The organism is Variovorax sp. TBS-050B (genome assembly GCF_029893635.1).
Classification (GTDB): Bacteria; Pseudomonadota; Gammaproteobacteria; order Burkholderiales; family Burkholderiaceae_C; genus Variovorax.
Map to the genome: position 1 here is coordinate 1,254,393 of NZ_JARXYR010000002.1, position 25,523 is coordinate 1,279,915.

Consider the following 25,523-nt stretch of genomic DNA (forward strand, 5'->3'; position numbering starts at 1 on the left):
GCGTTGGTGGATTACTGCTTGACGGCGCCCTTGGGCAGCACCTGCACGACGGCCGTGCGCTGGATCTTGATCTCGACGCCGTTGGCGACTTCGAGGCCCAGGTACTGGTCGCCGAGCGAGGTGATCTTGCCGAGCACGCCGCCGGCCGTCGCCACTTCGTCGCCCTTGGCGAGCGCTTCGATCATGGCGCGGGCTTCCTTCTGGCGCTTCATCTGCGGGCGGATCATCACGAAGTACAGCACCACGAACATCAGCACCAGCGGCAGCATGCTGCCCAGCGAAGACATCATGTCGCCGCCGCCGGAGGCAGCGGGCGCGGTTTGGGCGAAAGCAGAGGAAATGAACAAGAGAGTCTCCAGCAGAGAGATGTGTATGAGGAATGCGTCAGAAGCGCGGACCGGGTCCGCGGTTCCGCGGCCCCGAGATGAAGGCCGCGATCAGAAGCCTGAGGCGGCATCGGCCGCGCACAGCAGCGGGCATTGTATTCGTGGCAAAGCCCCGCGCCGCGCGCTAACCGGCGCGGGGGACAGGGCTTTGACGTGCCTTTCTGCTATGTTTTGGATAGCAGGCGCGGGCAGGGCGGCCTTCGGCGGAAGGCCGCGCGCGCAGGTTTCAGGCGGCCGCGCGCTGCGCGGGCTGCTGCGGACCGCGCCACTTCGCCATCAGTTCGTTCCAGCGGATGCGGGCCGCGGCGAGGTTGCGCTCCTTCACGTGGCCGTAGCCGCGGATCTGCTCCGGCAGGCTCGCGATCTCGAGGGCGAGCGCATGGTTGTCGGCACGCAGGCCGGCGATCACTTCCTCGATGCTTGCGCGGTATTCGCCGATGAGCGCGCGTTCGGTGCGGCGTTCCTCGGTGCGCCCGAAGATGTCGAGCGCCGTGCCGCGCAGGCCCTTGAGGCGCGCGAGCACCCTGAAGCCCGAGAGCATCCAGGGGCCGAACTTCTGCTTCTGCAGCTCGCCCTTGGCGTTCTTCTTCGCGATGATCGGCGGCGCGAGGTGGTAGTTGAGCTTGAAGTCCTTGCCCATCTCGCCCTCGAACATGCCCTCGACCCGCGCCAGGAAGGCGCGGTCGGTGTGCAGGCGCGCCACCTCGTACTCGTCCTTGTAGGCCATGAGCTTGAACAGCTGGCGTGCCACCGCCTCGCTCAATGCGCTCTTGCCGAGCACCGACTCCGCCTGCGTGACCCGGGCCACGAACTGGCGGTACTGGTCGGCGTAGGCGGCGTTCTGGTAGCCGGTGAGGAACTCGGCCCGGCGCGCCACCAGGCTTTCGACGGTCTCGCGCTTCTTGAACTCGATGACCTGGCCGGGGCGCACGCGCTTCTGCAGCTCGGCCGGGTTGGCCGCGGCCTGGCGGCCCCAGGCGAAGGCGGTCTTGTTGTTCTCGACCGCCACCGCGTTGAGCTCGATCGCGCGCATCAGCGATTCGAGTGCGAGCGGCACCCAGCCCTTCTGCCAGGCGTAGCCCAGCAGCATCGGGTTGGCGTAAAGGCTGTCGCCCATCAGCGTGGTCGCCGCGGCGTCGGCATCGAAGGCGCCGACCGCCTCGGCGCCCACCACCTTGGCGATGTCGCTCGCGCAGGCGTCCTGCGGGTTGACCCAGTTGGCGTTGCGCACGAAGGCCGCGGTCGGCGTGCCGTGCGCATTGAGCGCCACATGGGTGCGGCCCTCGCGCATGCGCGCCAGCGTCTCGGGGTTGACGGCCACCAGCGGGTCGGCCGCGAGGATCAGGTCGGCCGCCGCGGTGCCCACGCGCGTGGTGCGGATCGCCTCCTGCGAATCGCCGATCAGCGCATGGCTCCAGGTGGCGCCGCCCTTCTGCGCGAGGCCGGCCGCGTCCTGTGTGACGATGCCCTTGCCCTCGATATGCGCCGCCATGCCGAGCAGCTGGCCGATGGTGATCACGCCGGTGCCGCCCACGCCGGCCACCACGATGCCCCAGACCTGGTCGCGCGCGAGTGCGGGCACGGCCGGTTCGGGCAGCGCGCCGAGGTCCAGCGGCGACTCGGCCTTGCCGCTCTTCGCCTTCTTCTTGAGCTGGCCGCCCTCGACGGTGACGAAGCTCGGGCAGAAGCCCTTGAGGCAGCTCATGTCCTTGTTGCAGGTGCTCTGGTTGATGGCGCGCTTGCGGCCGAACTCGGTCTCGAGCGGCTCCACCGAGAGGCAGTTGCTCTGCACGCTGCAGTCGCCGCAGCCTTCGCAGACCAGGTCGTTGATGACCACGCGCTTGGCCGGATCGACCGCGGTGCCGCGCTTGCGGCGGCGGCGCTTCTCGGTGGCGCAGGTCTGGTCGTAGATGATGGCCGTGGTGCCCGGAATCAGGCGGAACTCGCGCTGGATCTCGTCGAGCTGGTCGCGGTGGCGCACCGCCACGTTCTCGCCCGGGATGGTGATGCCCTCGTACTTCTCGGGTTCGTCGGTCACGACCACGACCTTCTTGGTGCCCTCGGCATGCAGGCTCTCGGCGATCTGCAGCACCGAGTGGCCCTCGGGCCGCTCGCCGACCTGCTGGCCGCCGGTCATGGCGACCGCGTCGTTGTAGAGGATCTTGTAGGTGATGTTCACGCCCGCGGCGATGCTCTGGCGGATCGCGAGCAGGCCGCTGTGGAAGTAGGTGCCGTCGCCGAGGTTGGCGAAGATGTGCTGGTCGGTCGTGAAGGGCTGCTGGCCGACCCACGGCACGCCCTCGCCGCCCATCTGCGTGAAGCCGATGGTGGAGCGGTCCATCCAGGTCGCCATGAAGTGGCAGCCGATGCCGGCCATGGCGCGCGAGCCCTCGGGCACCACGGTGCTGGTGTTGTGCGGGCAGCCCGAGCAGAACCACGGCTGGCGGTCCGCGCCCTGCACGCCGCCGACCTTGAGCGCTTCCATCGAGCGCTCCTTGGCCTCGAGGATCGCCATCTGCGCGTCGATGCGCGCGCGCATGTCGGCACCGGCGTGCGCCAGGATGCCGAGCTTGTGCAGCCGCTGGGCGATCGCCTTGGCGATCAGCGCCGGGTTCAGGTCGGCATTGGCGCGCAGCAGCGTGTTGGCCGTGGGGTTGGGCATGGCCCATTCGCCGCCGGAGAAATCGCCGTCGAGCTCGTTGAACTTGCCCAGCACGTTCGGGCGCACGTCGGAGCGCCAGTTGTAGAGCTCTTCCTTGAGCTGGTACTCGATGACCTGGCGCTTCTCCTCGACCACCAGGATCTCCTGCAGGCCGGTGGCGAACTCGCGCGTGAGCTGCGCCTCGAGCGGCCACACCACCGCCACCTTGTGCAGCCGGATGCCGAGCTGGCGGCAGGTGGCGTCGTCGAGGCCGAGGTCGATCAGGGCCTGGCGGGTGTCGTTGTAGGCCTTGCCGCTCGCCATGATGCCGAAGCGGTCGTTCGGGCCCTCGATCACGTTGTGGTTGAGCCGGTTGGCGCGCACGTAGGCGAGCGCGGCATACCACTTGTAGTGCATCAGCCGTGCTTCCTGCTCGAGCGCATGGTCGGGCCAGCGGATGTGCAGGCCGCCGGGCGGCATCTGGAAGTCGGTGGGGATGACGATCTCGACCCGGTCCGGATCGATCATGGCCGTGGCGCTCGACTCGACGATCTCCTGGATCGTCTTCATGCCCGACCACACGCCCGAGAAGCGGCTCATCGCGAAGGCATGGATGCCGAGGTCGAGGATTTCCTGCACGTTGGCCGGGAAGAACACCGGCGTGCCGCAGGCCTTGAAGATGTGGTCGCTCTGGTGCGCCGCGGTGCTGCTCTTGGAGATGTGGTCGTCGCCCGCGACCGCGATCACGCCGCCCCATTCGGTGGTGCCCGCCATGTTGGCGTGCTTGAACACGTCGGAGCAGCGGTCCACGCCCGGGCCCTTGCCGTACCAGATGCCGAACACGCCGTCGAACTTGTTGGTGCCCGCAGGCGAGAAGCCCAGCTGCTGCGTGCCCCAGAGCGCCGTGGCGGCGAGTTCCTCGTTCACGCCGGGCTGGAAGACGATGTTCTGTTCCTTCAGGAACTTGCTGGCCTTCCACAGCGCCTGGTCGTAGCCGCCGAGCGGCGAGCCGCGGTAGCCGCTGATGAAGCCGGCGGTGTTCTTGCCGGCCTGCTTGTCGCGCAGGCGCTGCAGCATCGGCAGCTTGACCAGCGCCTGCACGCCGCTCATGAAGGCGCGGCCGTAGTCGAGGCTGTACTTGTCGTCGAGCGTGACCGTCTCTAGCGCCTTGCGAATGTGTTCGGGCAGCGGGGCGTTCATAGGTGTCTGTCTCCGTATGGCGGGGCTTCGTGAGCCTGGCTGATGGTGTGGGTCTGTGCCCGGTAGGGCGCGAGCCCATGATCACGCAAAGTGTATGCCGGGGTTTGCGACAGGTGTTTGCGTTCTGCGCCGCCAAAAACGGGGTTTCAGAAAGATTCTTTCCTAAAATCGCCAATCATGGAAAGCATCGACAAGTTCGACCTTGCAATTCTGCAAGAACTGCAGGCCGACGGCCGCCTCACGAACGCCGAGCTTGCGCAGCGCGTGGGCCTCTCGGCCGCGCCGTGCTGGCGCCGGGTGCGCGCGCTCGAGGAGGCCGGCATCATCCGCGGCTACCACGCCGAGATCGACCGGCACAAGATCGGGCTCGGCGTGCTCGCTTTCGTGCGCGTGGACACCGAGCGCGTCACCCACGAGGCCACGCGCCGGCTCGAGGAGGCGATCCGCCGCATGCCCGAGGTGGTCGCCTGCCACTACATCAGCGGCACCGGCACCTTCGAGCTGCAGGTGGTGGCGCAGGACCTCGACAGCTTCTCGGCCTTCGCACGCCAGCACCTGATGAACCTGCCCAACGTGAAGGACCTGCACACCAGCTTCTCGCTCGGCGAGGTCAAGGCCAGCAGCGCCTGGCCGCTCGGGCACCTGGCGCGCTGAGGGCGCGCACGCGCGCCACCTAGAATTCCCTCCCTTGCACGCATCCGGCCCGGCCGGTCCCACAGAGGAGGAAGAACCCCATGAACCCCATCCGCCGCGCCCTGGCGCTCGGCCTCGCCGCCGCCACGCTCGCCTTCGGCGCCCAGGCCCAGAACCGCGAACTCGTGGTCGCATCGAGCGCCACCTACGCGCCCTTCGCGTTCGAGAACAAGGACAAGCAGATCGTCGGCTTCGACATCGACATCATCCACGCCATCGCGAAGCAGCAGGGGCTGAAGATCAAGGTGGTGAACACGCCCTTCACCGGCATCTTCGGCGCGCTCAACAACGGCGACGTGGACCTGGTGATCTCCGGCGTCACCATCAACGAGAAGCGCAAGCAGAGCTACGACTTCACGCCGCCCTACTTCGCGGCGCGCCAGCTGATCGCGCTGCCGAAGAACAGCACGGTGGCCTCGCTCAAGGACCTCGCGGGCAAGAAGATCGCGGTGGTCAGCGCCTCCACGGCCGACGACATCGCCTCGCGCGAGTTCGGCAAGACCAGCCCCAACATCCGCCGCTTCGAGAGCACGCCGCTGATCATCTCGGAACTCGCGGGCGGCGGCGTCGATGCCGCGATGGGCGACAACGGCGTGATCGCCTACCGCGTGGCGCAGAACCCCGAGCTCAAGACGCTCGACGACAAGTCCTTCCCCGAGGAAGGCTTCGGCATCGTGGTGAAGAAGGGCGACAAGGCGCTGCTCGACAAGCTCACGGCCGGCCTGGCCGCGATCCGCGCCGACGGCAGCTACGCCACCATCTACAGGAAGTGGTTCAACAAGGACCCGAACGCGCGCTGACGTGATGGAACAGCCGGTCTTGCTCTTCGGGTGGTTCCGCTGGGACATCCTGGTCGAATACAAGGACCTGTTCTGGCAGGGCGCCTGGATGACGCTACGCATGACGGTGGTCTGCGTGCTGCTGGGCGCGAGCTGGGGCCTGTGCCTCGCGCTCGCGCGCCTCGCCCGGCCGCGCCATGCGCCCTGGACCTGGGTGGCGCGCTTCCTGCTGCGCTGGCCGGCCACGGTGTACGTGAGCTTCTTCCGCGGCACGCCGCTGTTCGTGCAGATCCTGTTGATCCACTTCGCGGTGATGCCGGTGTTCATCCATCCTTCCACCGGCCTGCTGATCGACGGCGACTTCGCGCGCACGCTGAAGCAGGAGCACGGCGCATTGATCTCGGGCGTGGTCGCGCTCACGCTCAATTCGGCGGCCTACATCTCGGAGGTGTTCCGCGCCGGCATCCAGTCGATCTCGCGCGGGCAGTTCGATGCCGGCCGCTCGATCGGCTTCACGCCCGCGCAGGTGATGCGCTACGTGGTGCTGCCGCAGGCCTTCCGCCGCATGCTGCCGCCGCTGGGCAACAACGCGATCGCGCTGCTGAAGGACACCTCGCTGGTCTCCGCCATCGGCCTGGCCGAGCTCGCCTATGCCGCGCGCACCGTGGCCGGCGCCTATGCGCGCTACTGGGAGCCCTACCTCGCGATCTCGGTGATCTACTGGTTCATGACGCTGGCGCTCACCACGCTGCTGCGGCGGCTCGAGCACCGGCTCGCGCGCAGCGACCGGGGCTAGGCGCGGGCGGCTAGGCACAATCGGCCCACATGCCGCCGATTTCCCCCGAAGAAACACCCGTCCCTCCCGCCCGGCCGCAGCCGCCGAAATTCGCGGCGCTCGAGCCGCTCAGGCTGCCCGTGTTCCGCATGCTGTGGAGCACCTGGCTCATCGCCAACGTCTGCATGTGGATGAACGACGTGGCGGCGGCCTGGCTCATGACCTCGCTGACCACCTCGCCGATCTGGGTCGCACTGGTGCAGTCGGCCTCCACGCTGCCGGTGTTCCTGCTCGGCCTGCCGAGCGGGGCGCTGGCCGACATCCTCGACCGCCGGCGCTGGCTGGTGGCCACGCAGTTCTGGCTCGCGGGCACGGCGATCGTGCTGTGCGCGGCGATCGCGCTCGACCTGATGACCGCGCCGCTGCTGCTGGCGCTGACCTTTGCCAACGGCATCGGCCTGGCGCTGCGCTGGCCGGTGTTCTCGGCCATCGTCCCGGAGCTGGTGCCGCGGCCGCAACTGCCCGCGGCGCTGGGCCTGAACGGCATCGCGATGAACGCCTCGCGCATCATCGGCCCCCTCACGGCCGGCATGCTGATCGCGAGCGCGGGCAGCGTCTGGGTGTTCGCGCTCAACGCGGTGCTGTCGGTGGCCTCGGGTTTCGTGGTGCTGCGCTGGCGGCGCGAGCACACACCGAATCCGCTGGGCCGCGAGCGGCTGATCAGCGCGATGCGCGTGGGCGTGCAGTTCGTCTGGCAATCGCAGCGCATGCGCGCGGTGCTCACGCGCATCACCATCTTCTTCTTCCATTCGACGGCGCTGCTCGCGCTGCTGCCGCTGCTGGCGCGCAAGCTCAAGGGCGGCGATGCCGGCACCTTCACGCTGCTGCTGGCCGCGATGGGCGCGGGCGCGATCATCGCGGTGCTGTTCCTGCCGCGGCTGCGCCAGGCGCTCGGGCGCGACCAGCTGGTGCTGCGCGGCACGGTGCTGCAATCGGCGGCCACCGCGGTGATGGCCTTCGCGCCCAACGCCTGGGTGGCGGTGCCGGCGATGTTCTTCGGCGGCATGGCGTGGATCACGGTGGCCAATTCGCTGTCGGTGTCGGCGCAGCTCGCATTGCCCGACTGGGTGCGCGCGCGCGGCATGTCGACCTACCAGATGGCGATCATGGGCGCGAGCGCGATCGGCGCGGCGCTCTGGGGCCAGGTGGCGACCGTGACCGACCTGCGCACCAGCCTGGAGATCGCTGCCGCGAGCGGCACGCTGCTGATGCTGGCCGCGCTGCGCTGGGTCACGGACGTCTCGGGCGAGGAGGCCGACATGAGCCCCGCGCGCGCCGGCTGGGCCGCCGGGCCGCCGGCCGAAACGCCCGAGGAGAACGGCCGCGTGGTCATCACCATCGAGTACATGATCGACCCCGCCCGCGCCGCCGCCTTCCACCTCGTCATGCAGCAGACCCGCCGCGCGCGGCTGGGCCAGGGCGCGATCGGCTGGGAGCTGCTGCACGACATCGCCGAGCCGGGCCGCTACGTGGAGCAGATCGTCGACGAGAGCTGGACCGACCACCTGCGCCGCTTCACCCGCGCCACCGCCGCCGACATGGCGCTGCGCGAACGGCGGCTCGCGTTCCACGTCGGCGAAGCGCCGCCCGCGGTCACGCGCTACGTGGTCCGGCGCTGAAATTTTGACCATCCGGTCCGATTTGCACCGGAAGATGGCGGGCCTGGGTTATCACCTACCATCTTTTTTTGACCGATTGGTTGATTTAGATCATCATCGCGCCCGTTGATCCCGCGAGGTACGCCGATGAATCCCCCACCCAGCCGCTTCTGGTCGGACCTGACCAGCGAAGCGTTCTCCCGCCTCGATCGCGAGCGACTCATCGCCGTGCTGCCCGTGGGCGCGACCGAGCAGCACGGCCCGCACCTGCCGATGTCGACCGACACGGCCACCATCGACGGCATGGTGCGCGCCACGCTGCCCCATCTGCCGGACGACCTGCCGGTGCTCTTCCTGCCGACCGTGGCCTACGGCAAGAGCAACGAGCATTCGCGCTATCCCGGCACGCTGACCGTCTCGGCCGCCACGCTGATCGCGATGTGGACCGACATCGGCGCCTGCGTGGCGCGCGCCGGCGTGCGCAAGCTGGTGCTCTTCAACAGCCACGGCGGCCAGATGAGCGTGATGGACATCGTCGCGCGCGACCTGCGCGAGGCGCACGGCATGATGGTGGTGGCCGCCAACTGGTACACGCTGGGCCTGCCCGAAGGCCTGTTCACCGCGCATGAGGGCCGGCACGGCATCCATGCGGGCGATCTCGAAAGCTCGGTCATGCTGCACCTCGCGCCCGACCACGTGCGCGCCGACCGGTTCCAGAACTTCCATTCGATGACCGAGGACCTCGCGGCCGAGAACAAATTCCTCTCGATCACGCCCAGCGGCAAGCTCGGCTGGCAGATGCACGACATCAACCCCCTGGGCGCGGCCGGCGACGCGACGCGCGCCACGGCGGAGAAGGGCGCCGCGGTGCTCGACCACGTGGGCCGGCGCTTCGTCGAACTGCTGCAGGAGGTGGACCGCTTCCCGCTCTCGCGGCTTGCCAACGAGCCCGCCTGGAAATGACCGCATCCGACACCACCACCGCCGCCCCGCTGGTCAGCCTGCGGCAGGTCGGCAAGCGCTTCGGCAACGGCACGCTGGCGCTGCAGGACATGACGCTCGACATCGGCGAGCACGACTTCATCAGCTTCCTCGGCCCTTCGGGCTGCGGCAAGAGCACCGCGCTGCGGCTGATCGCCGGGCTCACGCGGCCGAGCGCGGGCGAGATGCACTGGTCGGGCGCCAGCGACGGCCAGACGCGCAGCGACCGCGACCTGGGCTTCGTGTTCCAGGAGCCCACGCTGATGCCCTGGGCCAAGGTGTTCGACAACGTGTGGCTGCCGCTCAAGCTCGCCGGCACCGGCCGCGACGCCGCGGCGCCAGTGGTCGAGCAGGCGCTCGAGATGGTGGGCCTGTCGCGCTTCGCGGGCGTGTACCCGCGCGAGCTCTCGGGCGGCATGAAGATGCGGGTGTCGATCGCGCGCGCGCTGGTCACGCATCCGCGCCTGCTGCTGATGGACGAGCCCTTCGCCGCGCTCGACGAGATGACGCGCATAAAGCTCAACAACGACCTGCTCGCGATCTGGCGCGAGCACCGCTTCTCGGTCGTGTTCGTCACGCACAGCGTCTACGAGTCGGTCTACCTCTCGAACCGCATCGTGGTGATGGCCGCGCGCCCGGGCCGCGTGATCGACGAGATCCGCATCGACGAGCCCTATCCGCGCGGCGAGGACTTCCGCACCTCGACCCGCTACAACGCGCACTGCACCGCCGTGTCGCGCTCGCTGCATGGAGCCCTGCATGACGTCGATCACTGAGCGCCCCCTGGCCGACGGCGCCCTCGCGGACGTCGCCCCGCCCTCCGCCGAGGCCCTGCGCGCGCGCGAGGACCGCCTGCGGCGGCGCGAATCGATGCTGCGCATCGCGGTGCCCGCGGTGGTCATCGCCGCGCTGCTGCTGCTGTGGGAATGGACGGTGCGCGCCAACGACATTCCGCACTACATCCTGCCCGCGCCCTCGCTGATCCTCCGGACGCTGTTCGACAACTGGGGCACGCTCTCGAGCGCGCTGTGGTTCACCGTACGGCTCACGCTGCTCGCGCTCGCGGCGGCCATCGTGGGCGGCGTGCTGCTGGCGATCGCCTTCGCGCTCTTCAAATGGGTGGAGATCGGCCTGTTCCCGATCGCGGTGATCCTGCAGGTCACGCCGATCATCGCGATCGCGCCGCTGATCCTGATCTACGTCTCGAGCACCACCGCCGCGCTGCTGCTGTGCGCATGGATCGTGGCCTTCTTTCCGATCCTGTCGAACACCGTCATCGGCCTGAAGAGCGCCGACAGCAACCTGCGCGACCTGTTCCAGCTCTACAAGGCCTCGCCGTGGCAGACCTTCCGCTACCTGCTCGCGCCGAGCGCGCTGCCCTACTTCATGGCGGGCCTGAAGATCGCGGGCGGCCTGAGCCTGATCGGCGCGGTGGTGGCCGAGTTCACCGCGGGCACCGCCGGCAAGGAGACCGGGCTCGCCTCGCGCATCCTCGAATCGAGCTTCCGCACCGAGATACCGATGATGTTCGCGGCGCTGCTGCTGGTGTCGCTGCTGGGCATCGCGATCTTCATCGTGTTCGCGGCGCTCTCACGGCTCGTCCTCGGCCACTGGCACGAAAGCGAGATGCGCCGTGAAAGGTAAGTTGCTCGCCCCCAGGCTGCGCGCACTTCGTGTCGCTTCGCCAACCCCCTACCGGGGGCAACACCTGCGGCCCGGCAAAGCCGGTTCCGCGGTGTTCGCTGGCGAAGAGTTCCTCTGGACAGAGCCTCGATGAATTCCGAACGCCCTTCCCCGAGAAGCATCGACTGGAACGCGGTGCGCGCGGACCTGCACGGCCTCAACCTCGTCACCGCGCCCGCGCAGCGCAAGCAGCTGTCGAAGGACTTCTACTGGTACAGCCCGATCCTCACGGCGCAGCTCGCGGGCTGCGTGGCCGACCTGGTGGTGAAGGTCAGCACCGAGGACGACGTGCGCCAGGCCGCGGCCGTGGCCGCGAAGTGGCAGTTGCCGGTCACGGTGCGCGCGGGCGGCACCGGCAACTACGGGCAGTGCGTGCCGCTCGAGGGCGGCATCGTGCTCGACGTGACGCAGATGTGCCGCGTGCTCGACATCCAGCCCGGCCGCATCCGCGTGGAGGCCGGCGCGCGCATGCACGACATCGACCTGGCCGCGCGCGAGACGGGTCAGGCGCTGCGCATGTGGCCCTCGACCTGGCACGTGGCCTCGATCGGCGGCTTCATCGCCGGCGGCTTCGGCGGCATCGGCTCGTTCCGCCACGGCATCCTGCGCGACCCCGGCAACCTGCTGCGCGCGCGCGTGATGACGCTGGAGCGCACGCCGCGCGTGATCGAACTCGTCGGCGACGAGATCCAGCAGGTGCACCATGCCTACGGCACCAACGGCGTGATCCTCGACGTCGAGGTCGCGCTGAGCCCCGCCGTCGAATGGGTGCACTGCACGGTGCTGTTCGAAACCTATCGCGGCGCGCTGGACTTCGCCGTTGCGGCCGAGGCGCCCGCGTTCGACATCTTCCTGCTCTCGACGGTGGAGGCGCGCTTCTCGCCCTACTACACCGCGATGCGCGACCGCTTCCCGCCCGACCGGCATGCGGTGTTCGCGATGGTCTCGCCCGATTCGATGGACGCGTTCCGCGCACTCGCCGCGGCGCACGCCGGCGCGATCTCCGTCGCAGGCACCGAGGCCGAGCTGCTCGCCCAGGGCCTGCCGCCGGCCTACGAATGCGCGTTCAACCACACGACCCTGCAGGCGCTCAAGGCCGACCGCGGCTGGACCTACCTGCAGGTGGCCTACGCCCAGCCCTTCGACCCGGCCGTGGTCGAGCGCCATCTCGCGATCTTCGGCGACGACGTGCTGCAGCACCAGGACTTCGCGCGCGCCGGCGGCCAGTGCGGCACCTTCGGCATCCTGCTCGTGCGCTGGAAGGGCGAGGCGCACCAGTACGAAGTGATCCGCGAGCTCGAGTCGCAGGGCGGCTGCACCATCTTCAATCCGCACGTGGTCACGATCGAGGACGGCGGCATGAAGACCATCGACACGCAGCAGATCGAATTCAAGAAGCGCAGCGATCCGATGGGGCTCATGAACCCCGGCAAGACGCGCGGGTGGACTTCGGACATGGCCGTCGGTCGTCGGGCATGAAACGCTGTGCTTCCGTTCGTGTCCGCAAGGGGCATTCAGGGCGCGATCCCGCCGATGGGGTACCTTGCTCCGCGAATGTCCCCCGGGGCTTCGCCCCTCCTCCTTTATTTCGCTGCGCAAGGCACCCCATCGGCGGGATCGCCACAGAGCACCAGTGGAGCGGCTGTTCACCAGCCCCGTGTCCCGTGCGCAGGGCATCGGGTGCTTCCCGCAGCGAAATAAAGGAGGAGGCCGCAGGCCGGGGGACATTCGCGGAGGGAAGTACCCGGTGCCCTGCGCACACGCTCCGAACAGCAGCGCCGCAACATCAGCCGCCCTCGATCCAAGCCAAGCTCGGCTGACATGAAAATACTTCGTCGCCATTCAAAACAGGAGTCCACTGCCATGCGCGTTCCCGCTCTGACCATCCGCCCGCTTGCCCTCGGCCTCGCTCTCGCGGCCGCCGCCTTCGCCGTTCAGGCGCAGGAAAAAGTGGTCTTCGCCACCAACTGGAAGGCCCAGGCCGGCCACGGCGGCTTCTACCAGGCGCTGGTCGACGGCACCTACAAGAAGTACGGCCTCGACGTCGACATCCAGCAGGGCGGCCCGATGGTCAACAACCGGCCCATGCTGCCGGCCGGCAAGGTCGACTTTCTCATGACCGGCAACCTGCTGCAGTCCTTCGACAACGTGAAGAACGGCGTGCCCACCGTCGTCGTCGCGGCCTTCTTCCAGAAGGACCCACAGGCCATGTTCGCGCATCCCGGCCAGGGCTTCGACAGCTTCAAGGACATGGCGAAGGCGCCCGTGGCCTTCATCGGCAAGGACGGCCAGTTCAGCTTCTGGCAGTGGATGAAGTCCGAGCACGGTTTCAAGGATTCGCAGCTCAAGCCCTACACCTTCAACGTCGGCCCCTTCCTCGCCGACAAGAAGTCGATCCAGCAGGGCTACGCCATCTCCGAGCCGCTGTCGATCAAGGCGCAGGCCGGCTTCGACCCGGTGGTGCAGCTGCTGGCCGACAACGGCTTCTCGACCTACTCGACCACCATCGAGACCCGCGCCGACCTCGTCAAGACCAAGCCCGAGACCGTGCGCAAGTTCATCGAGGCTTCGATCATCGGCTGGAACAACTACCTCTACGGCGACAACAAGGCCGCCAACGAGATGATCGCCAAGCTCAACCCCGACTCGCCCGTCGGCGCCCTGCAGGGCTCGATCGAGCTGATCAAGAAGATGGGTATCGTCGACAGCGGCGAATCGCTCACCAAGGGCATCGGCGCCATGGACGAGGCGCGCGTGAAGGACTTCTACGACAAGATGGTCAAGGCCGGCCTCTACAAGCCCGGCGAGATCGACCTCTCGAAGGTCGTGACCACCCAGTTCGTCAACAAGGGCGTGGGCCTGGACGTGCGCAAGAAGCTCACGGGCAAATAAGCGCTCTTTCGATCTTTCCGTTATCCCGCGGGCCGCGCGGGGCTTGCGCCGGGGTCAGATGCCGGCGCCTGGGTTGCCATAAGGCACGCGCGGCTCTTCGTTCCTGGGCTCTGACCCCGTCTCGCCGACAGGCGAACCGGCCCTCCTCTCATGAAAACGCTCGTCGTTCATTGCCATCCGAATCCTGACAGCTTCAACCACGCGCTCTACCGCACGGCGCTCGCCGCCCTCGAACCCCGCCACCAGGTCCGGGCCATCGACCTGTACGCCGAGGGCTTCGATCCGACCCTCACGCGCGAGGAGCGCATCGCCTACCTCGACAACCCCGGCCTGATCCGCGAACGCGTGAAACCCCACGTCGATGCGCTGCTCTGGGCCGAGCACCTGGTCTTCGTCTATCCCACCTGGTTCCACGGGCCGCCCTCGATGCTCAAGGGCTGGCTCGAACGGGTCTGGCTGCCCGGCGTGGCCTTCCTGCCGGCCGAGCGCAAGGGGCAGATCGCGAAGTCGGGCATGCGCCACATCCGGCGCCTCACGGTGGTGACCACGGGCGGCTCGCCGCGCTGGTTCGTGATGCTGATCGGCGACCCGGGGCGGCGGCTCTTCACGCGCGCGCTGCGGGCGCTGTTCGCCTGGCGCTGCAAGGTGACGTGGCTGCAGCTGCACGACATGAACGCCGTCACGGCGCGCGACCGCACGCACTTCATCGAGCGCGTCGCGCGCAAGCTGCAGAACATCTGACCCGGGAGACACCCAAGCCATGAGCCTCGAACGCACGCTCACCGTCCGCGTCGAACGCATCGCGCGCCAGACGCCCGAGATCCTTTCCTTCGAGCTGGCCCACCCGTGGGGCCGGCCCTTGCCGGGCTACGAGGCCGGCGCGCACATCGACGTGCACATGCCCGGCGGCTTCTCGCGCCAGTACTCGCTCGCGCGCGCGCCCTCGCAGGGGGGCGCCTACCTGATCGGCGTGAAGCGCGAGGCTGGGAGCCGCGGCGGCTCGGCCTCGATGCACGAGCGCGTGCGCGAGGGCGACCTGATCGCGATCAGCGCGCCGCGCAACACCTTTCCGCTCTGCGCCGAGGCCGCGCACCACCTGCTGCTCGCGGGCGGCATCGGCATGACGCCGCTGCTCGCGATGGCCCAGGCGCTCGCGGCGCGCGGCGCCTCGTTCACCTTCTGCGTGTTCGCGCGCAGCGAGGAACACATCGCCTTCGCCGACGCGCTGCGCGACCCCGCGCTCGCGCCGCACCTGCGCCTCCACCTCGACCAGGGCGATGCATCCCGGCGCATCGACCTGCGCGCGCTGCTCGCCGAGCGCAGCCCCGGCGCGCAGCTCTACGTCTGCGGTCCGGGCGGCTTCATGCAGGCGGTGCGCGAGGCGGCATCGCACTGGCCCGAGGACGCGCTGCATGCCGAATACTTCGCCGCGCCCACCGATGCAGGCAGCGCCGCCGGCCTGCCCTTCACGCTGACGCTCGCGCGCCGCGGCATCCGCGTGCCGGTGGCGGCCGACCAGACCGCCGTCGATGCCCTGCACGACGTGGGCATCGACATTCCGGTCTCGTGCCAGCAGGGCCTGTGCGGCACCTGCGTGGTCGAGGGCGACGGCGCCGCGGCGGAGCACCGCGACTTCTGCCTCACCGGCAGCGAGCGGCAGCACAGGATCGCGCTGTGCTGCTCGCGCGCGCGCGGCGCCGAACTGGAACTGCAGCTGTGAGCGATCGCCCGGACGACGCCGCCGCCGAGGCGGGCGAGGCCGACGCCCCTGCCACGCGCGGCCGTTCGCGCAAGTACACGCAGGTGCTCGGCCTCATCCACCAGGCGGCGATCGAGGTGTTCGCGAGCGAAGGGCTCGCGGGCGCGTCGACCCAGGCGATCGCCGACAGGGCCGGCCTCTCGAAGGCGCAGCTGCACTACTACATCGAGAGCAAGGAAGCGCTCTACCGCCAGATCCTGCAGGACATCCTCAACGACTGGATCGTGGTGTTCGGCTTCGCCGACGAGGCCTTCGGCCCGCGCAAGGTGCTCGGCGACCTGATCCGCCGCAAGATGGTGTTCTCGTTCGAGCATCCGCTGCGCTCGCGCATCTTCACGGCCGAGATGATGCGCGGCGCGCCGGTGCTCAACGGCATGATGGACACGAGCAAGCAGCGCACCGACCAGGCCGCGGCCGTGATCCGCAACTGGATGAACCAGGGCCTGATGGACGAGGCCGACCCGATGCTGGTGCTGTTCCACATCTGGGCCGTGACGCAGTTCTACGCCGACCATGCGACCCAGGCCGCGTACTTCCGCGACGTGGCGCAACAGGGCGACGACAAGGACCGGCGCTACCTGATCGAGCAGGTGACCGGGTTCCTGCTCAAGGGCGCCGGCGTCAAATAGGCTGGGCGCGGACCTGCTGCGGCAGGTACATGGTGGCTTCGACTTCCACCAGCACCTCGTCGCCCGGCAGGAAGCGCGACACCTCCACCACCGTGCTCACCGGCGGCTCGCCCGGGTAGAACAGACCGCGCACGCGGTTGTAGAAGGCGTAGTGCGGCAGGTGGCGGAAGTACTGCACCAGCTTGACCACGTCTTCCATCGTGCCGCCGTGCTCGGCCGCGATCTCGCGGATGCGTTCGAGCACGAACCAGCTCTGCGCGACGATCGGCGCCTCGAAGACGTCGACCGACATCTGGCCCGTGGCATAACCCAGGCCCTGCAGCGCGGTGCGCGCCTGTTCCGGGATCGCGTCGTAGCCCGCGACCGCGCGCCGCGTGGCGGGATCGACCGCGACCACGCCGCTCAGGAAGACGAAGTCGCCGACGCGCTTGGCGGCGGCGTAGTTGGCCATTGGCCTGCCCATGCTCATGGTGTTTGCTCCAGGATGCGGCCGGCGCGGATCACGGTGCGTTCGCGCCCGCGCGGCCCGATGAGTTCGTGTTCGCCCGTGGCCGCGAGCAGCACCAGGTCGGCCGGACAGCCCGGCGCGATGCGCCCGTCCCACCCGAGCCCGAGTGCGCGCGCGGGCGCGACGGTGATCGCGTCGAGCCAGTCCTCGGCCGGCGCGAGGTGCGCCATCTGCACGCCGAGGCCGAAGGTTTCCAGAAGGTCGTAGCTGCCATAGGGGTAGAAGGCGTCCTGCACGTTGTCGGTGGCCAGGCTCGCACGCAAGCCCCGTGCCGCCGCCTCGCGGATGCGCGTGATGCCGCGCGGCACCGGCGTGCGGTCCCAGGCGCCCTGCAGGTAGAGGTTGGTGGTCGGCAGCGCGACGATGTGGATGCCGGCGCCCGCGCACAGCGCGAGCGTCTCCTGCGCCACCGCGTCGTCCTGCATCGCGAGCGAGCAGCAGTGGCCGCAGACCACGCCGCGGCGGAACTCGCGCGCCCGCATCAGCTGCGCGATGCTGCGCAGGCCGCTGGCGTCGGCGTCGAGGCCTTCGTCGACGTGGAAGTCGAGCCCGAGTCCGTGCGTCTCGGCCAGGTCGAACACGCGGCCGAGCTTGTGCAGCAGCCCCTCGTTGCGGTAGACGAAGGCGCCGAGCGTGCCGCCCGCGCGCTTCACCTGCCGGGCAATGCGCTCGCCGGCTTCGAGGTCGGCGAACAGATCGAGCGGCGTGAGCGAGACGAACTGCAATTCGATGCGGTCGCGCCATTCGCTGCGCAGGGCCTCGAACACCGCCAGGGCGGCGGGTGCATCGGCCTGCACCCAGTCGATGTGCGTGCGCAGTGCGCGCGTGCCCGAACGCCAGGCGTCGTGCAGCGCACGCTCCATGCGCGCGCGCAGCCCGTCGCCGGTCCAGCCCGCGCGGTGCCGGTCCATGCGCGCGATGGCCGCGAACAGGTCGCCCTCGGCCGCGCCGACGTCCTGCACGGTGTAGTTCTTGTCGATGTGCGCATGCGCCTCGACCAGCGCGCTCAGGAGCGTGCCGCGCGGATGCGCCTGCGAAGCGCTCGGCACGATGGCCGCGACGCGGTCGCCGGCCAGCGTCAGGTCGAAGAGCTGCGCCTGCTCGTCCGCCCCGAAGCCACGCAGCCGCGGCGGGATGCGCAGCGATTCGAGCTTCATGCCCGCTGCTGTTGTTGCTGCTGCTGCAGGCGCGCGCGCAGCCAGCCGAGCCCGGCCGAAGTGCCGCCCGGCGCGCTGCCGCGGCTCGGCCGGTATTCGCAGCCCACCCAGCCCTGCCAGCCGCTCTGCGCGGCGAGTTCGTCGATCAGGTCGAACAGGTAGCCGTAGTTCTGCTCGCCGATGTCGGGCTCGTGGCGCTCGGGCACGCCCGCGATCTGGAGGTGGCCCACGCGCCCCGTCGGCAGGTACTTGCGCAGCTTCATCGCCACGTCGCCCTCGACGATCTGGCAGTGGTAGAGGTCCATCTGCACCTTGAGGTTGGACGCGCCGACGAGGTCGAGGATCTCGTGCGCATGGTCCTGGCGGTTGAGGAAGAAGCGCGGAATGTCGCGCGTGTTGATCGGCTCGATCAGCAGGTCGCGCCCGGCCTTGGCCGCTTCGGCGGCCGCCCAGCGCAGGTTGTCGACGTACACCGGCTGCACCGCCTCGCGCTCCAGGCCTTCGGGCACCAGGCCGGCCATCACGTGGATGCGCGGGCAGTCGAGCGCCACCGCATAGTCGATGGCTTTCGCGATGCCTTCGCGGAACTCGGCGTCGCGCCCGGGCAGGCAGGCGAGGCCGCGCTCGCCGCGGTCCCAGTCGCCGGGCGGGCCGTTGAACAGCACCTGGCGCAGGCCGTGGGCTTCGAGCCGGGCGGCGAGTTCGCGGCGTTCGTAGGGGTAGGGGAAGAGGTATTCGACCGCCTGGAAGCCGTCCTTCGCGGCAGCTTCGAAGCGGTCGAGGAAATCGAGCTCCGGATAGAGCATCGAGAGGTTGGCGGCGAATTGGGGCATGGCTTGTTTTTACTCCTACCAGCGCGCACCGAAGGTGCGGCGCAGTTCTTCGATCTGTGCGTCCGCGAGCGGCGCCGGGCGGGCGGCGCCGGCGAGCATCTGCAGCCTGGCGGTCTCTTCGAGCTCCTCGAGCACGGCCATGGCCGAGGCGGGGCTGTCGTGCCAGACGTTGGGGCCGAGACGTTCGAGCATCACGGCGCGGATCGGCGTGCCCGCCGCGCCGTGGCGTTCGATCGCCTGCGCCACCTGCTCCGCGGCTTCGGGCGCGCCCGGGCGATGGTAGGGGATGAGCGGCACGTGGCCGACCTTCATCACGAAGTACGGCGTGAGCGCGGGCAGCAGCTCGTCGCCCGGCGCCCCGAGGCTCAGCGCGACGCAGTGGGTGCTGTGGGTGTGGATCACGCAGGCGGTGGCGGCATCGAAGCGGCGCGCGGCCGCATAGATGCGGGTGTGCAGCGCGATGGTCTTGCTCGCGCGGTCGCCGCCGGTCTGCCGGCCATCCACATCGAGCCGCGCGAGGCGCGCCGGATCGAGGAAGCCGAGGCAGGCATCGGTGGGCGTGATGAGAAAGCCGTCGTCGAGCCGCACGCTGATGTTGCCGGCCGTGGCATGCACGTAGCCGCGCTCGAACAGGCTGCGGCCGACGCGGCAGATTTCTTCTCTGGCTTGGGTTTCTTTCATGTCTCTTTTCAACGGCGTGAACGGAAGTTGGCGCTGTGGTTCAGGGCGCGTGCACAGGCCACGCGGCTGGTGCGCGGCCGATCGCCAAGTGCACTGAACGATAGCGCCGATGGGGTGCCCTGCGCAGCGAAATAAAGGAGGAGGCCGCAGGCCGGGGGACATTCGCGGAGCAGGGCACCCCATCGGCGCTGTCGCGCCACGCAGGACGCACGCCCCCGCTTTTCATCCCAGCACCGCAAACGCCTTGGTGAAGAAATCGTCGCTCCCGAAGTTGCCCGACTTGAGCGCGATGTGCAGCCCCGATGCCGGCGCGGCCTCCGAGCGCGCGTGGCACCACGGCACGCCGGGGTCGATCTGCGGGCCGATCTGCATCTGCGCGATGCCGAGCGCCTGCACGCAGGCGCCCGAGGTCTCGCCGCCGGCGACCACGAGCCGGCCCACGCCGCGCTCGACCAGGCCGCGCGCGATCGCGGCGATGGTGCGCTCGACCATCGCGCCGGCCTCCTCGACGCCGAGGCGGCCCTGCACGGATTTCACGGCGCCGGCCTCGGCGGTGGAATAGACCAGCACCGGGCCCTCGTCGATCCGCGGCGCGGCCCAGGCCAGCGCCTCGGCCGCGACGTCGACGCCGGCCGCGATGCGCAGCGGGTCGATGGCCATCGCCGCCCCGCCCTTCTGGATGAAGTCGAGCACCTGCCGGTTGGTGGCGAGCGAGCAGCTGCCCGAGACGATGGCCGTGCGGCCCTGCGCCTTCGGCAGCGCGCTGGCCTGCGACGACGGCGCCAGGCCGAAGTTGGCCGGCAGCCCGATCGCCACGCCGGAGCCCGCGGTGACGAGCGGCATCTGCGCGAGCGCCGGGCCCATGCGCAGCAGGTCGTCGTTCGACACCGCATCGACGATCGCGATCGACACGCCCTCGGCCCGGAGCTGCGCGATGCGCTCGGCGATCGCCGCCGCGCCGCGCGCCACCACCGCATGGTCGATCAGGCCGACCTTGCGCCGGCACTGCGCCTGCAGCACCCGCACCAGGTTGGGATCGGTCATCGGCGTGAGCGGATGGTTCTGCATGCCGCTCTCGTTGAGCAGCACCTCGCCCGCGAACAGGTAGCCCTTGAACACGGTGCGCTTGTTGTCGGGAAAGGCCGGCGTGGCGATGGTGAAGTCGCTGCCGAGCGCGTCCATCAGCGCTTCGGTCACCGGGCCGATGTTGCCCTGCGGCGTGCTGTCGAAGGTGGAGCAGTACTTGAAGTAGATCTGCCGTGCGCCCTGCGCCTGCAGCCAGTGCAGCGCCTCGAGCGACTGCGCCACCGCCTCGGCAGGCGCGATGGTGCGCGACTTGAGTGCGACCACGACCCGCGTCGACCTCGCTGTCGAGTGGGCCGGCGGGCACGCCGATCGCCTGCACCACGCGCATGCCCGCGCGCACGAGGTTGTTGGCGAGGTCGGTGGCGCCGGTGAAATCGTCGGCGATGCAGCCGAGCAGGAGCTTTGCCATGGCTCAGTCCTTCGCGCCGTCGCCTGCCACCGCGAGCTTGACCGCCTGCGGGTTCTCGCGCACGTAGTCGCGCAGGATCGCGTCGAAGCTGGCATCGGCCTTCAGGCCCAGCGCCTCGGCGCGCGCGGCATGGATGCGGCTCGGCCAGCTCGTCACGATCTTCGCGATGGCGGCATCGGGCGCCCAGTCGATCAAATCGGTGGCGGCGCGGCCGGCCACGCGCGCGAGCGCATCGGCCATCTCGCGCACGGTGGTGGTGAGCGCGGGCAGGTTGACCGCGGTGCGCGCTCCCCATTCGGCGGCGCTCGCGGTGGCCGCGCGCACGATGCCGGCGACGGTGTTGCCGGGCGAGGCGAGCGCCACCGCCGTCTCGGGTGCCACGGGGCAGCGCGCGCGCTCGCCCGCGAGCGGCTCGCGCAGCATGCCGCTCAGGAAGCTCGACGCCGCGCCGTTGGGCCGCCCCGGCCGCACCGACACCGTCATCAGCCGCACGTTGCGGCCCTGCACGAAGCCCTTGCGCGTGAAGTCGGCCACCAACTGCTCGCCGATGAATTTCTGGATGCCGTAGCTGTTCAGCGGCGTGGGCAGCGTGGTGTCCTCGATCACCGCGGGCAGCCGCTGCTCGGGCGAATCGCCGAACACCGCGACCGAGCTGGAGAACACGAACACCGGCGCATGGCCCGCGCGGCGGCAGGCTTCGAGCAGCGCGCGCGTGGTGTCGAGGTTGCTGCGCATGCCGAGGTCGAAGTCGGCCTCGCACTCGCCGCTCACGGCGGCCGCGAGGTGGAACAGCGCGTGCGTGTCGGCGAGCGGCAATGCGCCGCCCGCGGCCTGCTCGTACAGGTCGCCCTGGACGAACTGCACGCGGGCATCGGCCTGCAGGTCGGCCGGCGGCGGCACGCGGTCGGCCAGCACGATGCGTTCGATGGGCTGCGGCGCGGCGCCGGCGAGCGCCAGCGTGCCCTGCGAGAGCAGCGTGCGCGCGAGGCGCGCGCCGAGGAAGCCGCAGCCGCCGGTGATGAGGATGTTCATGGTCGCTTGTCTTTCGGATTGGTTCTAGAGCGCGGGCAGGAAGCGCAGCAGCGCGTCGGCGACCGCGTCGGGCGCCTCGCGCTGCGGGAAGTGGCCCACGCCCTCGAGCAGCTCGCGGCGGTAAGGGCCGCCGAAGAAGCGTTCCTTGCCCGCCGAGGTGTCGGGATGATTGCAGAAATCGGCCGTGCCGTGCAGCACCAGCGTGGGCACCGACAGCACCGGCGCGGGGTTGAGCGCGGCATCGTCGGCCGCATAGTGCGGGTCGCCGGGCGCATGGCCCCAGCGATGGCGGTACGAATGCACCACCACGCGCGCCCAGTCGTCGCCCTCGAAGGCGGCGGCGGTGGCATCGAACTCGGCGGGTTCGTACCAGCCGGCCGGCGCCCAGGTGTCCCACATCATCCGCGTGAAGGCGGTGCGGTCGTCATGCACGGTGCGTTCGCCGCGCGGCGTGGCCATGTACCAGTGGTACCAGTAGTTGCGCGCCTGCGCGAGCGGCATCGGCTGGTCGGGCGCGTTGGTGCCGTAGCCGACCGACAGCAGCGCGAGCGCGCTCGCCACGCCGGGCCGCAGCCCGCAGGCATTGGCCACGGCGCGCGCACCCCAGTCGTGGCCGACGAGCGCGGGCTGCCGCAGGCCGAGCGCATCGACGAAATCGAGCAGGTCGCGCCCCAGCGCCGAGAGCTGGCCGCTGCGCGGCGTATCGGCATGCAGGAAGGTCGTCGGCGCGAACCCGCGCAGGGCGGGCAGCAGCACGCGCCAGCCGGCCTCGGCGAGCCGCGCGGCCACGCCGTGCCAGCAGCGCGGGCTGTCTGGCCAGCCGTGCACCAGCACCGCGGTGGCCGTGCCCGATGGGTTCCGTTCCTCGTAGCCGATGCGCAGCAGCGGCGTGTCGACGAACTTGAGCGTCCGCTCGCTCACGGCGCCTTCCCCTTCGGCGCCGGCACCTCGATGCCCGGGTAAATCTTGATGACGGCGCTGTCGTCCTCCCGCCCATGGCCCGCGGTCGAGGCCTGCATGAACATCTGGTGCGCGGTGGAGGCCAGGGGCAGCGGAAACTTGCTGGCGCGCGCCGTGTCGAGCACCAGCCCCAGGTCCTTCACGAAGATGTCGACCGCCGACAGCGGCGTGTAGTCGCCCGCGAGCACGTGCGCCATGCGGTTCTCGAACATCCAGCTGTTGCCCGCGCTGTGGGTGATGACCTCGTAGAGCGCGGCCGGGTCCACGCCTTCGCGCAGGCCCAGCGCCATGGCCTCGGCCGCCACCGCGATGTGCACGCCGGCCAGCAGCTGGTTGATGATCTTCACCTTGCTGCCGGCGCCGGCCCTGTCGCCGAGGCGGTAGACCTTGGCGGCCATCGCATCGAGCACGGTGCCGGCGCGTTCGTAGGCGGCGGGGGTGCCCGCGGTCATCATCGTCATCTGGCCGCTCGCGGCCTTGGCGGCGCCGCCGGAGATCGGTGCGTCGAGGTACAGGATGCCGAGCTTTTCGAGGCGCGCCTCGAGCGCCACCGACCCGTCCGGATCGACGGTGGAGCACATCACGAACAGGCTGCCGGGCTTCATCGACGCTGCGCAGCCGGGCGTGGTGCCGTCGCCGAACAGCACCGCCTCGGTCTGCTGCGCATTCACGACGACGGAGATCACGATGTCGCAGGCGGCGCCGAGCGCTTCGAGCGATGGGCTCGCCGTGCCGCCTTCGCGCGCGAAGGCTTCGGCCGCTTCGCGGCGCACGTCGAACACGTGGGGCGCATGGCCTGCGCGGCGCAGCGACTGCGCCATGCCGGCGCCCATGGCGCCGAGGCCGATCAATCCGATGGTGGGGGTCATGAGGTCATCCGTGGAATGAAGTTCAGAAAAACAAAAAAACCGCGGCCGCCGCAGTGCCGCGGCCGGATGCACAAGCGCGTGCTCAGTCGAGGCGGATGTTCGCGAACTCCGCCACCTTCTTCCAGCGCGCCGCGTCCGTGGCCATGAAGGCCGCGGCGGCACGCGAATCGAGGTAACCCGGCGCCACGCCCTGGCGCTGCATCGCGGCCTGCACCTCGGCATCGCCCGACAGCCGTTCGAGCTGCTGCGCCAGGAGCGCCAGCACCGGCGCCGGCGTGCCGGCCGGTGCGGCCAGGCCGAACCACGAACCCACGTTGAATCCGGGCACGCCGGCCTGCACCATGGTCGGCACGTTCGGCAGCGCGGGGCTGCGCTCGGTGGTCGTGACGGCCAGTGGCTTGAGGCGCCCGGCCTGGATCTGGCCGATGGCCGAGGGAAGGTTGTCGAACATCATGTCCACCTCGCCCGCCATCAGCCCCGTGAGCGCGGCCGCCGCGCCGCGGTACGGAATGTGGGTGAGGAAGGTGCCGGTGCTGCTCTTGAAGAGTTCGGCGCTCAGGTGCAGCGTGGTGCCGTTGCCGTTCGAGGCGTAGTTGAGCTTGCCCGGCTGCGCCTTGGCACGTGCGGTGAGCGCGGCCACCGTGTCGATGCCCGCGGCCGGGTTGACCAGCAGCACGTTGGGCACGCGGCCGAGCACCGCGATAGGCACGATCTGCGCCGGCTGGTAGGGCAGCGCCCGGTACAGGGCGGGGCTGATGGTCAGCGGCGGCGAGGCCATCAGCAGCGTGTGGCCGTCCGGCGCGGCACGCGCCACTTCGGCGGCGCCGATGTTGCCGCCCGCGCCGGGCTTGTTGTCGACCACCACCGGCTGCCCGAGCGCCTGCGCGAGCCGGGGCGAGAGCAGCCGCGCCATGTTGTCGATCAGCCCGCCGGGCGGGAAGGGCACGACCAGCCGGACGGGGCGGGTGGGCCAAGCGGATTGGGCGCGAAGCGGCAGGGCGATGGTGCTGGCGAAAAGGCCGCCCAAGGTGCCGGCGGTAGCGGCAAGAAAGTGTCTGCGGGACATGGACGAGTTCCAGATTTGTCGGGTCATCATACAAATCATCGGGTCAGGCGCGATCAGGGATTGCCCTTTCTCAGCGGCCGGGTAGGCCCGCCGTCAGCGGACGCGCCAGCGCCTCGCCTTCCTGCTGCCAGAACGCCGGATCGGCCTGCTCGATGCGGCGGATGGCGTTGTCCATGTGGTTCCTGGCGGCCGCGCGCGCACCAGGCACGTCGCCAGCCTCGATGGCCTGGACGATGTGCGCATGCTCCTCGGCCACCTCGCGCGCAAAGTCGGCGCGACGGGCCTCGTTCGCGCGGGTGACGCGGGTCGCGCCGTGCAGGAACTGCCGCAGGTACTGCAGCGTGCCGATCAGGAACGGGTTGCGCGCCGCCTCGGCGATCGCGCGGTGGAAGCGCAGGTCTTCCTCGGCGCCGTTGCCGCCGGCTGCCACCGCGGCGTGCAGCGCTTCGATGGCGGCGCGGATGCGCTGCACGTCGTCGGGCGTGCGGCGCTCGGCCGCCAGCGCGGCCACCTCGGCTTCGAGCGCGCGGCGCAGTTCGACCATCTGGATCACGGCTTCGCGCGATGCCACGTGCGGCATCTCGAAGCGCAGCGGCTCGACCCCCGCGGCACGCACGTAGACGCCGCTGCCCTGGCGCGAGTCGAGCAGGCCGAGCGACTTGAGCCGCGACACGGCCTCGCGCACCACGGTGCGGCTCACGCCGAACTGCTCGGCAAGCGCGGTCTCGGTCGGCAGCCGGTCGCCTTCGGACAGGCGGCCGCTGCGCACCTCGGCGGCCAGGGCGTCGGCCACCTGGTCGGCCAGACGGGCACCGGGTGCGATGGATTGAAAGCGGGCGGTCATGG

General features: G+C 69.9%; 23 protein-coding genes and 1 pseudogene. 12 read left to right on the forward strand and 12 right to left on the reverse strand.

Features of this window, described 5'->3' with window-relative positions; genetic code table 11:
- Positions 1-11: 11 nt before the first annotated feature.
- Both yajC and M2165_RS09020 read right to left on the reverse strand, forming a co-directional pair.
- On the reverse strand, positions 12-347 hold the full coding sequence (gene yajC, locus M2165_RS09015; protein ID WP_280814311.1) for a preprotein translocase subunit YajC: 336 nt from the start codon (positions 345-347) through the stop codon (positions 12-14).
- A gap of 265 nt (positions 348-612) precedes the next feature.
- Entirely contained in the window at positions 613-4,227 is a 3,615-nt protein-coding gene (locus M2165_RS09020) for an indolepyruvate ferredoxin oxidoreductase family protein (protein ID WP_280814312.1), read from the reverse strand.
- Positions 4,228-4,404: 177 nt separating this feature from the next.
- On the opposite strand from M2165_RS09020, the gene M2165_RS09025 reads away from it, so the two are divergent.
- The 12 genes from M2165_RS09025 to M2165_RS09080 all read left to right on the forward strand — a co-directional run bounded on the left by M2165_RS09025 (position 4,405) and on the right by M2165_RS09080 (position 16,076).
- The gene (locus tag M2165_RS09025; RefSeq protein WP_280814313.1) at positions 4,405-4,881 is read left to right on the forward strand and encodes an Lrp/AsnC family transcriptional regulator; all 477 of its coding nucleotides are present in this window, start codon (positions 4,405-4,407) and stop codon (positions 4,879-4,881) included.
- A gap of 80 nt (positions 4,882-4,961) precedes the next feature.
- Positions 4,962-5,720 (forward strand): basic amino acid ABC transporter substrate-binding protein, encoded by a 759-nt coding sequence (locus tag M2165_RS09030; protein WP_280814314.1) that lies wholly within the window; start codon positions 4,962-4,964, stop codon positions 5,718-5,720.
- A gap of 4 nt (positions 5,721-5,724) precedes the next feature.
- Positions 5,725-6,495: an amino acid ABC transporter permease gene (locus tag M2165_RS09035; RefSeq protein ID WP_280814315.1), complete on the forward strand. Its 771-nt coding sequence runs from the start codon at positions 5,725-5,727 to the stop codon at positions 6,493-6,495.
- 29 nt (positions 6,496-6,524) lie between these two features.
- Positions 6,525-8,153, forward strand: coding sequence for an MFS transporter (locus M2165_RS09040; protein ID WP_280814316.1), 1,629 nt, complete (start codon positions 6,525-6,527; stop codon positions 8,151-8,153).
- 126 nt (positions 8,154-8,279) lie between these two features.
- A complete protein-coding gene (locus M2165_RS09045) occupies positions 8,280-9,095 on the forward strand; it encodes a creatininase family protein (RefSeq protein WP_280814317.1) in 816 nt (271 codons plus the stop codon).
- The gene (locus M2165_RS09050) at positions 9,092-9,889 is read left to right on the forward strand and encodes an ABC transporter ATP-binding protein (RefSeq protein ID WP_280814318.1); all 798 of its coding nucleotides are present in this window, start codon (positions 9,092-9,094) and stop codon (positions 9,887-9,889) included. Before M2165_RS09045 ends, M2165_RS09050 begins: the two co-directional genes overlap by 4 nt.
- A complete protein-coding gene (locus M2165_RS09055) occupies positions 9,873-10,757 on the forward strand; it encodes an ABC transporter permease (RefSeq protein ID WP_280814319.1) in 885 nt (294 codons plus the stop codon). The genes M2165_RS09050 and M2165_RS09055 overlap by 17 nt, the downstream gene beginning before the upstream one ends.
- Positions 10,758-10,886: 129 nt before the next feature.
- Positions 10,887-12,275: an FAD-binding oxidoreductase gene (locus M2165_RS09060; protein WP_280814320.1), complete on the forward strand. Its 1,389-nt coding sequence runs from the start codon at positions 10,887-10,889 to the stop codon at positions 12,273-12,275.
- Between the two features lie 384 nt (positions 12,276-12,659).
- Positions 12,660-13,688, forward strand: coding sequence for an ABC transporter substrate-binding protein (locus M2165_RS09065; protein WP_280814321.1), 1,029 nt, complete (start codon positions 12,660-12,662; stop codon positions 13,686-13,688).
- A 150-nt stretch (positions 13,689-13,838) separates the two neighbouring features.
- Positions 13,839-14,429 carry an NAD(P)H-dependent oxidoreductase gene (locus tag M2165_RS09070; RefSeq protein WP_280814322.1) on the forward strand — a complete coding sequence of 197 codons (591 nt, stop codon included), beginning with the start codon at positions 13,839-13,841 and terminating at the stop codon, positions 14,427-14,429.
- A 19-nt stretch (positions 14,430-14,448) separates the two neighbouring features.
- The gene (locus M2165_RS09075; protein ID WP_280814323.1) at positions 14,449-15,408 is read left to right on the forward strand and encodes a PDR/VanB family oxidoreductase; all 960 of its coding nucleotides are present in this window, start codon (positions 14,449-14,451) and stop codon (positions 15,406-15,408) included.
- Positions 15,405-16,076 carry a TetR family transcriptional regulator C-terminal domain-containing protein gene (locus M2165_RS09080; protein WP_280814324.1) on the forward strand — a complete coding sequence of 224 codons (672 nt, stop codon included), beginning with the start codon at positions 15,405-15,407 and terminating at the stop codon, positions 16,074-16,076. Before M2165_RS09075 ends, M2165_RS09080 begins: the two co-directional genes overlap by 4 nt.
- Here M2165_RS09080 and M2165_RS09085 read toward each other — a convergent pair.
- The 10 genes and pseudogenes from M2165_RS09085 to M2165_RS09130 all read right to left on the reverse strand — a co-directional run bounded on the left by M2165_RS09085 (position 16,069) and on the right by M2165_RS09130 (position 25,521).
- Positions 16,069-16,545: a RidA family protein gene (locus tag M2165_RS09085; protein WP_280814325.1), complete on the reverse strand. Its 477-nt coding sequence runs from the start codon at positions 16,543-16,545 to the stop codon at positions 16,069-16,071. The genes M2165_RS09080 and M2165_RS09085 overlap by 8 nt on opposite strands.
- Positions 16,542-17,741 (reverse strand): amidohydrolase family protein, encoded by a 1,200-nt coding sequence (locus tag M2165_RS09090; protein ID WP_280814326.1) that lies wholly within the window; start codon positions 17,739-17,741, stop codon positions 16,542-16,544. The genes M2165_RS09085 and M2165_RS09090 overlap by 4 nt, the downstream gene beginning before the upstream one ends.
- Complete coding sequence (gene otnI, locus M2165_RS09095) at positions 17,738-18,574, reverse strand: 2-oxo-tetronate isomerase (protein WP_280814327.1); 837 nt, start codon at positions 18,572-18,574, stop codon at positions 17,738-17,740. Before otnI ends, M2165_RS09090 begins: the two co-directional genes overlap by 4 nt.
- A gap of 15 nt (positions 18,575-18,589) precedes the next feature.
- Entirely contained in the window at positions 18,590-19,255 is a 666-nt protein-coding gene (locus M2165_RS09100; RefSeq protein ID WP_280814328.1) for an aldolase, read from the reverse strand.
- Positions 19,256-19,477: 222 nt separating this feature from the next.
- A pseudogene (gene otnK / locus M2165_RS09105) lies at positions 19,478-20,750 on the reverse strand (3-oxo-tetronate kinase).
- 3 nt (positions 20,751-20,753) lie between these two features.
- The gene (denD, locus tag M2165_RS09110; protein WP_280814329.1) at positions 20,754-21,782 is read right to left on the reverse strand and encodes a D-erythronate dehydrogenase; all 1,029 of its coding nucleotides are present in this window, start codon (positions 21,780-21,782) and stop codon (positions 20,754-20,756) included.
- Positions 21,783-21,806: 24 nt separating this feature from the next.
- A complete protein-coding gene (locus tag M2165_RS09115; RefSeq protein WP_280814330.1) occupies positions 21,807-22,703 on the reverse strand; it encodes an alpha/beta hydrolase in 897 nt (298 codons plus the stop codon).
- The gene (gene ltnD / locus M2165_RS09120) at positions 22,700-23,773 is read right to left on the reverse strand and encodes an L-threonate dehydrogenase (RefSeq protein WP_348541047.1); all 1,074 of its coding nucleotides are present in this window, start codon (positions 23,771-23,773) and stop codon (positions 22,700-22,702) included. The genes M2165_RS09115 and ltnD overlap by 4 nt, the downstream gene beginning before the upstream one ends.
- Positions 23,694-24,638 carry a tripartite tricarboxylate transporter substrate binding protein gene (locus M2165_RS09125; protein WP_280814332.1) on the reverse strand — a complete coding sequence of 315 codons (945 nt, stop codon included), beginning with the start codon at positions 24,636-24,638 and terminating at the stop codon, positions 23,694-23,696. The genes ltnD and M2165_RS09125 overlap by 80 nt, the downstream gene beginning before the upstream one ends.
- Positions 24,639-24,747: 109 nt before the next feature.
- Positions 24,748-25,521, reverse strand: coding sequence for a FadR/GntR family transcriptional regulator (locus M2165_RS09130; RefSeq protein WP_280814333.1), 774 nt, complete (start codon positions 25,519-25,521; stop codon positions 24,748-24,750).
- Between the last annotated feature and the right edge of the window lie 2 nt (positions 25,522-25,523).

Excerpts from the sequence above, each read along its gene's own strand:
- M2165_RS09070 (WP_280814322.1), top strand. The coding sequence starts at position 13,839 with ATGAAAACGCTCGTCGTTCATTGCCATCCGAATCCTGACAGCTTCAAC.
- denD (WP_280814329.1), bottom strand. The coding sequence starts at position 21,782 with ATGAACATCCTCATCACCGGCGGCTGCGGCTTCCTCGGCGCGCGCCTC.
- M2165_RS09090 (WP_280814326.1), bottom strand. The coding sequence starts at position 17,741 with ATGAAGCTCGAATCGCTGCGCATCCCGCCGCGGCTGCGTGGCTTCGGG.
- M2165_RS09055 (WP_280814319.1), top strand. The coding sequence starts at position 9,873 with ATGACGTCGATCACTGAGCGCCCCCTGGCCGACGGCGCCCTCGCGGAC.
- M2165_RS09075 (WP_280814323.1), top strand. The coding sequence starts at position 14,449 with ATGAGCCTCGAACGCACGCTCACCGTCCGCGTCGAACGCATCGCGCGC.
- M2165_RS09060 (WP_280814320.1), top strand. The coding sequence starts at position 10,887 with ATGAATTCCGAACGCCCTTCCCCGAGAAGCATCGACTGGAACGCGGTG.
- M2165_RS09065 (WP_280814321.1), top strand. The coding sequence starts at position 12,660 with ATGCGCGTTCCCGCTCTGACCATCCGCCCGCTTGCCCTCGGCCTCGCT.
- M2165_RS09130 (WP_280814333.1), bottom strand. The coding sequence starts at position 25,521 with ATGACCGCCCGCTTTCAATCCATCGCACCCGGTGCCCGTCTGGCCGAC.
- M2165_RS09040 (WP_280814316.1), top strand. The coding sequence starts at position 6,525 with ATGCCGCCGATTTCCCCCGAAGAAACACCCGTCCCTCCCGCCCGGCCG.
- M2165_RS09085 (WP_280814325.1), bottom strand. The coding sequence starts at position 16,545 with ATGAGCATGGGCAGGCCAATGGCCAACTACGCCGCCGCCAAGCGCGTC.
- M2165_RS09045 (WP_280814317.1), top strand. The coding sequence starts at position 8,280 with ATGAATCCCCCACCCAGCCGCTTCTGGTCGGACCTGACCAGCGAAGCG.
- M2165_RS09035 (WP_280814315.1), top strand. The coding sequence starts at position 5,725 with ATGGAACAGCCGGTCTTGCTCTTCGGGTGGTTCCGCTGGGACATCCTG.
- M2165_RS09050 (WP_280814318.1), top strand. The coding sequence starts at position 9,092 with ATGACCGCATCCGACACCACCACCGCCGCCCCGCTGGTCAGCCTGCGG.
- M2165_RS09030 (WP_280814314.1), top strand. The coding sequence starts at position 4,962 with ATGAACCCCATCCGCCGCGCCCTGGCGCTCGGCCTCGCCGCCGCCACG.
- M2165_RS09100 (WP_280814328.1), bottom strand. The coding sequence starts at position 19,255 with ATGAAAGAAACCCAAGCCAGAGAAGAAATCTGCCGCGTCGGCCGCAGC.
- M2165_RS09025 (WP_280814313.1), top strand. The coding sequence starts at position 4,405 with ATGGAAAGCATCGACAAGTTCGACCTTGCAATTCTGCAAGAACTGCAG.
- otnI (WP_280814327.1), bottom strand. The coding sequence starts at position 18,574 with ATGCCCCAATTCGCCGCCAACCTCTCGATGCTCTATCCGGAGCTCGAT.
- M2165_RS09020 (WP_280814312.1), bottom strand. The coding sequence starts at position 4,227 with ATGAACGCCCCGCTGCCCGAACACATTCGCAAGGCGCTAGAGACGGTC.